Annotated in this window: 11 protein-coding genes; all 11 read right to left on the reverse strand. The window is 42.7% G+C overall.

All coding sequences use genetic code 11. The features are described 5' to 3' along the window. Positions 1-143 precede the first annotated feature (143 nt). The 11 genes from H8Z82_RS15775 to H8Z82_RS15820 all read right to left on the reverse strand — a co-directional run bounded on the left by H8Z82_RS15775 (position 144) and on the right by H8Z82_RS15820 (position 11,320). Positions 144-1,145, reverse strand: a complete 1,002-nt coding sequence (locus H8Z82_RS15775) for an aldo/keto reductase (RefSeq protein ID WP_186995649.1) — start codon at positions 1,143-1,145, stop codon at positions 144-146. 48 nt (positions 1,146-1,193) lie between these two features. After that, a complete protein-coding gene (gene pfkB, locus H8Z82_RS15780) occupies positions 1,194-2,123 on the reverse strand; it encodes a 1-phosphofructokinase (protein ID WP_019162931.1) in 930 nt (309 codons plus the stop codon). Between the two features lies 1 nt (position 2,124). Continuing rightward, positions 2,125-3,177 (reverse strand): galactitol-1-phosphate 5-dehydrogenase, encoded by a 1,053-nt coding sequence (locus tag H8Z82_RS15785; protein WP_186995650.1) that lies wholly within the window; start codon positions 3,175-3,177, stop codon positions 2,125-2,127. 31 nt (positions 3,178-3,208) lie between these two features. Beyond that, positions 3,209-4,720 carry a xylulokinase gene (xylB, locus tag H8Z82_RS15790; protein WP_186995656.1) on the reverse strand — a complete coding sequence of 504 codons (1,512 nt, stop codon included), beginning with the start codon at positions 4,718-4,720 and terminating at the stop codon, positions 3,209-3,211. A 26-nt stretch (positions 4,721-4,746) separates the two neighbouring features. Further along, entirely contained in the window at positions 4,747-5,760 is a 1,014-nt protein-coding gene (locus H8Z82_RS15795; protein ID WP_186995651.1) for a LacI family DNA-binding transcriptional regulator, read from the reverse strand. Position 5,761: 1 nt separating this feature from the next. Further along, on the reverse strand, positions 5,762-6,616 hold the full coding sequence (locus H8Z82_RS15800) for a class II fructose-bisphosphate aldolase (RefSeq protein WP_186995652.1): 855 nt from the start codon (positions 6,614-6,616) through the stop codon (positions 5,762-5,764). 359 nt (positions 6,617-6,975) lie between these two features. Next, complete coding sequence (locus H8Z82_RS15805; protein ID WP_186995653.1) at positions 6,976-7,968, reverse strand: Fic family protein; 993 nt, start codon at positions 7,966-7,968, stop codon at positions 6,976-6,978. A 95-nt stretch (positions 7,969-8,063) separates the two neighbouring features. After that, a complete protein-coding gene (locus tag H8Z82_RS17200; protein ID WP_207724693.1) occupies positions 8,064-8,240 on the reverse strand; it encodes a hypothetical protein in 177 nt (58 codons plus the stop codon). Further along, the gene (locus H8Z82_RS15810) at positions 8,227-8,934 is read right to left on the reverse strand and encodes a helix-turn-helix domain-containing protein (RefSeq protein WP_186995654.1); all 708 of its coding nucleotides are present in this window, start codon (positions 8,932-8,934) and stop codon (positions 8,227-8,229) included. Before H8Z82_RS15810 ends, H8Z82_RS17200 begins: the two co-directional genes overlap by 14 nt. Before the next feature lie 113 nt (positions 8,935-9,047). Next, on the reverse strand, positions 9,048-9,302 hold the full coding sequence (locus H8Z82_RS15815) for a hypothetical protein (RefSeq protein ID WP_186995655.1): 255 nt from the start codon (positions 9,300-9,302) through the stop codon (positions 9,048-9,050). 209 nt (positions 9,303-9,511) lie between these two features. Continuing rightward, a complete protein-coding gene (locus tag H8Z82_RS15820) occupies positions 9,512-11,320 on the reverse strand; it encodes a Na/Pi cotransporter family protein (protein WP_117674225.1) in 1,809 nt (602 codons plus the stop codon). Positions 11,321-12,283 lie beyond the last annotated feature (963 nt).

Here is a 12,283-nt window from a genome sequence, read left to right on the forward strand (position 1 = left end):
GGTAATCCTCAACAGCAGCAATTTTTTCTTCAACTGTACACTTGGGTTTTCTACCCATAAAAATACCTCCAAAGTAGATTTTGGTTATTTAACCTGTCTACTTTAGAGGTATCATATCACTTTAACAGATGCTTTTTCTCGCTTTATTTTACAATAACCCCATCTTCATCCCACAGGTCATGCCAGTCCTTTGCACCTTCCCACAGGAATACCTGGCCTTTGACAAGTCGGTTTCCTTTTTCCAGGGTAGCGATCTTGGCCATTTCTTCATCAGTCAGGGGATCTTCTGTTACACATTTCAGGTTACTTACATAGTTATGTACAGAAAATGGAATGGAGATTTCCCCTCTCTGATGGGCCCATTTCAGGGCAATCAATGCCGGATGTACTCCATGCGCTTTGGCAATCTCCTGCATTTCCGGGGTCTGCATATCAGCCACATCCTCCGGGCAGATGTCTCTTTCCGGTCTTCTTGGAGAACCAAGGGGCATATATCCTACCGGCTGGATGTTATGAGCAATCAGATAATCATACTGTTCCTGCTGCTGGAAACATGGATGTAGCTCCAGTTCACATGCCGCCGGTTTGATCTTCATTAACGGAAGAACTGCTTCCAGTTTCGGAATAGTCATATTGGAAATACCGATATAGCGGATCTTACCTTTTTCTACCAGTTCCTCACACTGACGATAGGTATCCATAAATTCCTCCACACTGAAAGGTCTGGATTCCGGATTTCTAGAATCTACATCACAGAATGGTGCATGGTAGTTCGGGAATGGCCAGTGGATAAAATACAGATCCACATAGTCACACTGAAGATCCTGAATGCTTCTGGTACAGGCTTCTTCTACCTTTCTATGCATGTCATTCCATACCTTTGTCATAATGAAAAGATCTTTTCTTCCTACTACCCCTTCATCAAAGGCTGCCCTGAAAACTTCACCAATCTGATGCTCATTTCCATAACATGCTGCACAGTCAAACATACGATATCCGCAGCGGATCGCACCTGCTACTGCTTGAGAAACTTCCTCTGCGCTCACACGGTCAGAACCAAAGGTTCCCATACCCATGCATGGTACTTTTTCTCCTGACGGAAGGGTTACTTTCGGCACGATTGCCGGATCAATAAATTCTGCCATTTTTGTTTCCTCCTGACTTTTTCACCTTATATAGTTTTCGTTTTATTATTACAGTTTTTCAATTTTGATTTTCGGAAGCAGTTTTTCCATATCTTCCATCACAAAAAATCCTGTTTCCTTGCGCATTGCAGATGCAGCTGAGATCGCACTGGCTCTTCTTAAGGTTTCTTCCAATGAAAGGCCATCGCTCAAACCAAGTGCAAAGCCTGCGATCATGGAGTCTCCGCAGCCAACCGTATTTACTGCATCGATCTTCGGCACGACAGCACGGAAGATTCCCTCTTCACCTACTGCGATAGAACCGTCTGCTCCAAGTGAAACTACTACGATCTCAACACCATTGGCATGGATTATCTTTGCAGCCTCAATAATATCCTGAATATCATCGCACTGCTTGCCTGTCAGCATCCGGATCTCATCAATGTTTGGTTTGATCAGTGTCGGACAGGCTTCAATCCCCATTTCCAGGAGCTTTCCACTGGTATCAAGGATCACTGGCTTTCCAGCTTCCTTCACAATTCTGACCAGTCTCTGGTATGCGGTTCCATTCAGGCCTTTTGGAACGCTTCCTGACATAGAAACAACATCTGCGTTCTTCACTAATTCTCTGAATTTCTTTTCAAATCCCAGAAAATCTTCTTCTGTAAGAGTGAAGCCTGGCTCCAGAAATTCGGTTTGCACATGGTTGACTTCGTCCCAGATATTTATACAGGATCTGCTCTCTGCATCCACATGGTAAAAATCTCCTTTGATTCCAAAGGGCTTCAGGGCATCTTCGATATAATTCCCAGCATGCCCACCTACAAATCCAGTAGCAACAACTTCTGCACCGTATATAGAAGCCGGTTTTGACACATTAAGACCTTTCCCGCCAGGAACATAAGAACATTCCTTTACCCGGTTTACTTCGCCTGCTTTAAAAGCATCTACCACATATCTCTTATCGATTGCGGCGTTTAATGTCACTGTAAGTATCATCTTATTCTTCCTCGTTTGATAAAAGAATCTTACCTTTTACAAGTCCCGGTGTCTTAAATAACTGAAATGCTTCCTGTGCCTGGCTCATCGGGATCTTTTTATAGATAAAGCCCGGATCAAATTTCAGCTGACCGGTTGCAAAATAATGTGCAGTCAGATCCCACTCGCGTCCCGGATATGGTGCACTGTAGGACATCCAGGAACCGGTCAGTTTGAATTCTTTACGGTTCATATTTTCCCACTGTGCCGGTGTAAATGTCAGATTCTCATGAGGAGTTCCGATAAAGCAGACATGAGCTTTGTTTGCTGCCAGTTCAAATGCCATATGCATTGTCGGAACCTGTCCTGCTGTCTCAAATACAAAACCATAACCCTTACCGCCTGTGATCGCCATGGCTTTTTCCATATAGCCTTCTTCTTTTGTGTTGATCACTTCATCTGCGCCAAGACGTTTTGCAAGTTCAAGACGTTCCTCACTGATATCAAAAACTACCACTTTCTTGGAACCAAAGATCTTGGTCCACTGCATGGTAAACATTCCAACTGTACCACCGCCAAGAATTGCCACATACTCACCACCGTGGTAATCATTCTGGAATACACCGTGGATTGCAACTGTTGCAGGCTCAAACATTGCGCCCTGTTCATACGGAACACTACTGTCAAAAGGAACTGCGTTCTGCTCCGGAACAACCACATAGTCTGCGTTACTTCCCTGCTGTCTGGAGCCTATGAAGCTGTAGTGCTTACAGAGAGAGAAATTTCCCTGCTGACAGTCATCACATTTCATACATGGAAGAAGCGGTGCGCCGGAAACACGGTCTCCCACTTTTACCTTCGTCACACCTTCCCCAACTTCCACTACATCTCCGGAAAACTCATGTCCAAGTACGATTGGATAAAAATGGACCCCGTGATTCAAGACACGCGGAATGTCTGAGCCGCAGATACCAGAATATCTGACACGTATCTTAACAGTTCCTTTGGTCACCTTAGGTTCTTCCATTTCCTGATACTGTACATCTTCATTTGCAACTACTACTGCTGCTTTCATAATATATTTCTCCTTTCATGAATTCTGCTTTTTATTTTGCAGTCATTATGTGTGCCAGAGATTTATAAAGTTCCATATAAGTCTCAAAAGTTTTGTCATAAACTGCTTTGTTCTTCGGATCCGGTTCATGGCGGCGGGTCTCTTTGACCGTAAGTGAAACTGCTTCCTCATAATCTTTGTAAAAGCCTACTCCCACCCCTGCCAGAAGTGCCGCACCAAGGGTAGTTGCCGTATCAGATGCCGGCACTATGATCGGTTTTCCTGTAATATCGGATTTGATCTGTGTCCAGAGCAGGGAATTGGCAGAACCGCCCATAGCTCTCAATACATCTGACTCTGCCCCGGCTTCCCTGGCCACTTCAAGATTGTGCCGCAGGGAAAATGCCACCCCTTCCATGCAGGCACGGACCATATGTCCTTTTGTTTTTGCAAAATCCAATCCATAGAAAACACCCTTTGCATATGGATTCCAGATAGGAGAACGCTCTCCTGACATATATGGAAGAAATACCATTCCCTCGCAGCCCGGTGCAACTTTTTCTGCAATCTTATTGAGCTGGTCCAGAGATGAGACACCTGTCTGTTCTTTCATCATCCGTTCATAATCTGCAAATTCACGTTCAAACCAGCGCATTACACCGCCGCCTCCGGTGGTTCCTCCCTGAAGAAGCCATTTACCCGGGACAACGTGATAGCTCAGGATCAGTCTCGGATCAGCCTTATATTCCTCTGTACAAATGCTCATTCCTCCGGCCTGTCCGCCCTGCTCCTGTGTTTCACCGGAATGAATCACACCTGCACCAAGAGTTCCGCAGGCCGCATCAAGTCCCCCGGCAACTACCGGAGTCCCTTCCACAAGTCCACACTCTGCAGCTGCCTTCCCGGTAACTGTTCCAACCACATGGTCACAATCACAGATTTCCGGAAGAAATTCCATGGGGATTCCAAGACGTTTACACATCTTTTCATCCCAGCATCCCTTCTTCATATTGAAGCAATGCAATCCATATCCTTGTGACACATCCTGGGTAACCGCACCTGTCAGTTTAAATGCAATGTAGCTGTTGGACTGAAGGATTTTGTAGATTTTTGCATATACCTCCGGAAGATTTTCTTTATACCAGAGGATCTTTGCAGTAGAATAAGAAGGCTGAAGAGAATTTCCCGCCACCTCAAAAATCTCCTCCTGTCCAATCTCCTGATTCAGTCTGTCACAAATAGACTGTGCTCTCGTATCCATCCAGATTGGTGTATTGGCCAGCACGTTTCCCTCTCTGTCAATTGGTATTGCAGACCAGCTCTGACCATCGATCCCGATTCCTGCAATCTCATCTGCAGTGATATCTGCCTTCTGTATGGTTTCCTTTGTTGCCCGGCAGACTGCATACCACCATTCCTCAGGGTTCTGCTCTGCCCATCCCTCATGTGGATAATATACCGGATAATCACCACTGGCTGCTGCAAGAACTTTTCCATTCCTGTCAAATACCGCAACCTTGCAGGCACTTGTTCCGATATCGATCCCCAATAAATATGATTTCATCATTTTGCTGCTCCCATGATTCTATTTTATCTGTTCAGAATACTTACAGATTTTCCTTCCATAATCTTTGTCTGAAGTTTCTCCATAAAAGGTTCCTCAGATCTTTCTTCTTTCTTTTCAAGATGCTCCAGAATAATCCTTGCAATCTCTTTGGCAATCCTGTCGGTGGGCTGTGATACGATCGTCAGCTTGGGACGGCACGCCCTTGCAAACTGAAGATTATCAAACCCTATCATAGAAAGCTGCTCCGGAATCTGTATTCCCAGTTCATTGACTCCGATTATTGCACCCATTGTCATTTCATAGTTGGTCACAAAAACCGCTGTCATATCCGGGTTCTCCCGGACAAGCTCTTCCAGGCCTCTGACACCTCCCTGGATCGTATAGTCACCATGATATACCAGTGAATTTTTTATGGGAATTCCGGCTTTTTTAAGAGCTGTGTAATATCCTTCCAGACGTTCTTCTGCTGTAAAAATCCCCTCAGGGCCACCTATAATTCCAATTTTTCTATGCCCTTTTTCTATAAAAAGCTGCATCGCATCCTCTGCAGCTTTTTTGTTATCCACCAGAACACTGTCACAGGGAATTCCCTGAATCTTACGGTCTATCAGCACGATCGGCTTGCCTGTTTTCTGGAATTTCTTCAGATGTGCCCCTGTTTCATCCACCGGCATATTAATAATTCCATCCACCCTGCGGCGGATCAGGAACTCCACTGCCTCCTGCTCCAGCTTCTTATCTGTACGACAATCACAGACGATGGTTGCATAACCGTGACTTCTGAGAATATCTTCCATCCCTGTTATAATCTCGGCACAGAATATATTATTCAGCTCCGGGATTACAACGCCTATGGTCTTTGTCGCATTTGTCTTAAGTCCTCTGGCAACTTCATTTACCTCATAATGAAGTTCCTCAATAGCTTTTTCAATCTTTACTCTGTTTTTTTCTCTGACGTTTCCTCCGTTAAAATAGGAAGAGATTGTAGCCAGTCCAAGTCCTGTCAGTCTGGCTATATCTTTCATTGTTGCGGCCATTTTATTTTTCTGCCTTGCCGTCGCATCCGCAGACCTTCATTCTTGCCATTACCAGTTCCTTCACTGCTGCGATAGCAGTTTTTCCATATGCTTTCGGATCAATGGTGTCTGGTTTTTCTGCAAGAAGCTCTTTGACTGCCTTGGAATATGCTGCACGAAGCTCTGTAGCAAAATTCACTTTACAGATACCACGTTTTACACAGTCCCTGACATCCTCATCACTTAAACCAGATGCACCGTGAAGTACAAGCGGAATATCTACAACCTGGCGAATCTCACTGAGACGTTCCTTATCAAGAACGGGAGTTCCTACATAGAAGCCATGTGCAGTTCCGATGGCAACAGCAAGAGAAGTAACTCCTGTACGTTCAACGAACTCCTTTGCCTCCTGAGGATCTGTATTTGTGTCTGCCTCAGCCTCCAGATCATCCTCTTTGCCACCAACCTTGCCAAGCTCAGCTTCGCATGGAATATCCAGTGCTTTTGCAACATCTGCCACACGTTTTGTCTCTGCAATATTAGCCTCAAAATCCAGCTTAGAGCCATCGATCATAACAGAAGTATAACCTGCATGCATTGCCTGCATAGCAAGTTCAAAGCTACTGCCGTGATCCAGATGCATACATACCGGAACAGATGCTTTCTCAGCCTCTGCTGCAACGATCGCTGCATAAGTTTCTACTGTTCCATATTTCACTGTAGATGGTGTTGTCTGGATCATAACCGGCGCTTTCAGTTCCTCCGCAGCCTGGATGATTGCTTTCACCATCTCCATATTCTCCGCATTAAATGCACCCACTGCATAACTGCCTTTCTGAGCCTTGGCCAGCATTTCTTTTGATGTTACAAGTGGCATAACGATTTCCTCCTCATAATTAATGATGTATATTTTTTGTTCTTATTGCTACAGTGCAAGAAACGCTCCCGAAACCGAAACGTTTCTGTTTAAGTCGATTATATCTCTTACTTAAACTTCTGTCAAGCATGATTCGTTATCTGATTTTACATATACAATTATGGATATTTGAGCGATATGCTCGGATATGCAATTGCCTCACCTTGATAGGTGAGGCAATGTTAGGTCAAGCGGATATTCGCAATCCGCTTCGCTACTTGCTCATAACCGAATAACTGCTTTGCAGTTTATCAGAAGGAGCTTGCAGTCCTCGTAAATAATGCATTTAAGACAGTTCAGCAGAGTTACAGATGTGCAATTTATATTTTCATATATCGCTGATTTCTGCTATTCGGTTTATCTGGTAATGTCATTTGGATCAAATTCATCTCAAGTGCGGGTTGCAAATAATTTCTGCGGAATCCATCTCTGGACTTTAACCCCAGTTTTTCCATAAGTGTTTTTCTTGTATAAGGCGTATCATACTCCATGATTTCAAGCATTTTCCTGACAGTTTCTGAAAACTGTTCATTTTCTTCATTCATCTGAAGCGAAATATCTTCCAGAATCCTGTCTATCTGTGACAACATAAACTCTATAAAAATGGTAGATTCTCCTGAAACATGACATCTGGCAATCGCATCATAATATTCATCCTGAAATTTTTCAATTCGACTTTCGATTGGAATAAACTCAAATACAGGTTTCCATTTAGCTAAAATCGCAGTGTGCCATAATCTTGCCATTCTTCCATTACCATCAGCAAATGGATGAATAAAGACAAACTCATAATGAAATACACTGCTCATAATCAATGGATGAACACTACTCCTTGATTTCTTCATCCATTCAAACAGTTCATCCATAAGCTGCGGTACAAATTGCGCCGGAGGTGCCATAAAAATACATTCATCTCCATTAAAAACTCCCTCTTCTCCATGGCGAAACTCCCCACATTCTTCTACAAGATATTTTGTCATAATCCCATGAAATTTCTTTAAATCTTTTATACTATAGGGATTAATTTCCAAAAGGCTTTCATACGCAGCATATGCATTTTTTACTTCCTGTATTTCTTTCTGTTCCCCCAGTACAAGCCTGCCATTGATTACATCCCTGACCTGCCCCAGAGAAAGAGAATTCGCTTCTATTTTTAAAGATGAATGAATAGATTTAATTCGGTTATTCTTTCCCAGGTGCGGTTTTGTTTCCAAACTGCTGATTGCTGTGATTCGCCCTATTTTTTCAGAAATTGAAGACACATATGATAATATCTCATTTGTTATTGTAAATGGCGGTTTATATTCTCCCACAAAACACCTCCAGAATTTCCGTTATCTTGCACACTATCTTGCACACTTTTTTGCGTACTTTCTTCTTCGATTATATAAATATGATAACACAAATATCAAACAATTCCAAATTTTATATGTTTAAAATCATCTATATAATTGATTTTACAGTCTGTTTCTGTTTTGATTTCATATTCTTGCTTTCTATATATTTTTCCAGTTATACAACAGACAGGCATGTTCTGCCTGTCTGCTTTATGTAAGAGATTCTTCTTTTCACTATTCTGTTTCATGTTTATCCGCATTTTTTTGCATCTCATATTCTTCCCGGTTTGTGCGGGCTGCGATTATTCGGGCGGCAAATAAGCAGAGCATAATTACAGCTGTAATCAGAATAAAAACTATACTCTCCGTCATATTATCAATATCCCAGAAACTGATTATAGAATTTCCAAAAATGCAGGCTAAAGTAAATGCTTCAACAATACACTCAAGCCATATAATGGAACTACGGTAATTTTTCCCAGGCAGATTGCGGTCGAAGTATGCCATGACGCCAAAAGTGATCAGGGCTGCTGCAAGCAAAATCCATTTTATGGGTACAGAACCTATCTTCCATGAAATATGAGTGCCCCAGATACCGAAGCCAATACCTCCCAATATAATCGTTACCAGACCCAGAAGATAAATTCCTATCTGGAAACCTCTCAGACGTTTCTCGCCAATGCACTGGATCAACAGTCTCTCGGTTTCTCTTTTGTAATCTTCTGATTCTATTTTCTTTCCGGACAGGAGTTCGCTGACAGTGATGTCAAATGTTTCGCATAGAGATTCAAGAAGAGTGATGTCAGGGAATGATCTTCCATTTTCCCATTTAGAAACTGCCTTGTCTGTGACTCCCAGTTTCTCGCCCAGCTCTTTTTGTGTCCAGTTATGTTCTTTGCGGCACTGTGCAATGAATGCTCCAACTTTCTGTGTGTCTACCATAGTGTGTACTCCCTTGTATGTCTTTCTTGCACTTTTTATACTTTGATTATGTCATAGACCATGGGGAAAGTCACCCTACTGCTGGTAGAATTGGCATTTATACTTTGTAAAATCTACTTCAGTGCTGTCAGAATCCCCATTGCATTGTCGTAATCTTTCTCTCCGACCATGATTTCATACAATGTTTTATCTGTTCCGAAGTTCCCACCCATGCTGCGGGCAGTTCCCCTGCCCGGGGCTATCATTTTTTCTTCGTGGTTAACTCTCTTTGTTTTGTATTTGATTTTCTCTGAATCTAAGGCTTTACAATACTGCTCATATTTGTCCCTGGATGCACCGAGATAAACTGTTCTGTTGTCGAATAACATAATTAATTTCTCCTCCTTTGGGGTGTTGTTTTTACAAAAATGATCCTGTCTGCTGGCTCCTCAGCCTGCACACGCAGGAGCGTATTCGAAAAATCATTCCCACCATCTGCATGCACGGCAACTATAACGAAAAAAACAGCAGACATCTGTTTCCAGATCATCTGCTGTCATTATATCATATACATTTACTGTTTTGTAGTATAAAAGTATTATTCTACTTCTTCCGGTTCCATGCTTCGCATGTGTTCCTCGTTCTTTACGATTTCATACTTCTGGCGATATTCCTTGAAGTATGTATAATATTCCACGCTGTCAGATGGGTAAATCTTGGAATCATGGATATGCATATCCGGATTCTCGTCTCCGCTCTTAAGAAGGGCTACCATTGCACTTGCACAATGTGCTGCAATACGGTTGAAGCTGTTAAGAATGTCTGTATATACAGTTCCCTCTTCCAGTCCGCAGTTGCCATTACTCAGACGCTCTACATGATGCATCTTCAGCTCATTGCATAAGGATGTGATAATCATTCCAAGCGGTGCAACTCTCTGTGCCATCTCTTTATCATCATTGAGGAACGCACGGCAGGTAAGATTGATCTCCTCACGGACTGCTTCCATTACTACATTCAGCTCATCCCAGGCTTCCTGTGAGAAGTTGGTATGATTATCATGCATTTCACTGGACATATAGGCAATGTAGGATGCATGGTCACCAATTCTCTCAAAGTCATTGATGGTATGAAGATAAAGGGAAGCCTGCTTTGTCTGGGCACTGTTCATCTCGTGCTTTGTCAGCTTCATCAGATAGTCGCCAAGACGGCTCTCATATTTATCAATCAGGTTCTCTTTTCTCTGCACCTTGTCAAATTTATCCTGCTGATATTCGTTCAGAAGGTTCATGGCACGGTTAACATTCTTACGAAGCTTCTTTGCCATACCGCTCATGGCACGGTGGCACTGTCCGATGGCAAGTGCAGGATAGTTCAGGAGACGTTCTTCCAGAAGGTCGAAGTCTGCCTCGTCCTCCAGTTCCTCTGCACTGTCTTTCACAAGCCAGCACACCAGCTGTTCAATCTTCGGTATAAATGGGAAGAGAACACATACTGTTGCCACACGGAATACAGTATTCAGTAAAGCAATGGAAACCGGTGACATGATCATATCCATAAATCCGAAATGTACGATAGCATTTACCGTATAGAAGATCACAGACCAGAGTATCAGGCCAAATAGGTCGTTGATCAGGTAAACAAGTGCTGTACGTTTACCATTTTTATTAGCGCCGATGGCTGAGATCAGAACCGGACAGGCAGCACCTACACCGATACCGAGAACAATCGGGAATGCACTGGAGAATGTCAGGATTCCTGTTACAGATAATGCCTGCAGCACACCAACTGTTGCAGATGCACTCTGAAGCACTGCTGTAAATGCGATACCTACCAGAATACCGATCAGCGGATTGGAAAACATGGTCAGCATGTTTGTAAAGGTCGGGCTGTCTTTCAGCGGTGAAACAGCGCCACTCATTGTCTGCATACCTGTCATCAGGATTGCAAAACCAAGCATGATATTACCGATATTTTTATGCACGGAGCGCTTACATGCCATACGAAGGATAATACCAATAATCGCTACTACTGCTGAAATTGTTGCAGTGGATAAAATCTTAGCAATTCCATTCTTTCCATCAATATAAGAAAGACAGAGGATCCATCCGGTAATACTGGTTCCAATGTTAGCTCCCATGATAATACCGATGGCCTGCTTCAGTTTCATCATACCTGAGTTAACGAAACCAATGACCATAACGGTTGTGGCAGAAGAAGACTGGATCACGCTGGTAACACCAGTACCCAGAGCAACTCCTTTCAGCGGTGTGTTTGTCATTCGATACAGGAAAGCTTCCAGCTTATTTCCGGCAACCATTTTCAGGCCATCGCCCATCAATGACATACCAAACAGAAATAATGCCACTCCACTCAGCAATGACAATATCATTGAAAAAATTCCCATTATTTTCTCCTTTGTCGTCTGCCTGATTTCCATCCTCATCCCAGGAAATCGGCGCATAATGTAAGCAGGTTATTTTACCTGTTTCTAATCAGAATTTAACCTGCCCTTTACTTTTCCATTCTTATTATGTCACGTTCGAGGCATTATTACAATCTTTGTTTTTTCAAAAATCACATTTTTTCCATAGCGTTAAAAATACTCTCACTTTTTTCTTCCATTTTCTTGCAATTTTCATAAAATTTTCCTGCATGCTCCAAAACCTATTGGAGCATGCAGGAACATAACATACAATAAATCGGACAGTAAAAAAATGTGACACTTATTCAACATCTGTAATATTTCCCTGGAAAAATCTCTAATCACCAGATTTCACCAATGTTGTGGCATCTGTACCCCAGTGATAATCGCCAGTTTTCCCTCATCTGTTTGTATGATTTTTCTTATAGAAATTATAGTAAAACCGATTTTACTTGTCATCAAAAACATTACCGTTTTAACGCCTGAAAACAAAAAAAGAACAGCCGATACATATACTCGAACTGTTCTTCTTTCTCAGTCATGTCTCAATAATTGCTGGATCGTCTGGAGAAGTTTACTCATATCCAGAGGTTTTGTCATAAATGCAGTGAAACCGGCTGATTCGCTTTCTTTTTTGGCGTCCTCGGTTACACATGCTGTTGTAGCTATGATTGGAACAGACAGGGAATCACTTCTTCGTGAATTACTCGGCAACTGAGTTACCAGAGCATCTGAATTAAGGCGGGATACCGCCTTTTTTCAGGGTGCATCCATGACACCACTACTGTTTGCTCTTTAGAGCTATACAGCTACTTTTATTATTTCTGGTGTTTTTAGTCCGGTTACGGACAGTTCTCTTTTTACTCCGGATACGGAGTGATATTTTCTCAGGATATTATATGCGCCTACGGCATCTGCGTTATAGGTTCTGTTTCCATCTCTGTA

Source organism: Blautia difficilis (assembly GCF_014297245.1).
Lineage (GTDB): Bacteria > Bacillota > Clostridia > Lachnospirales > Lachnospiraceae > Blautia_A > Blautia_A difficilis.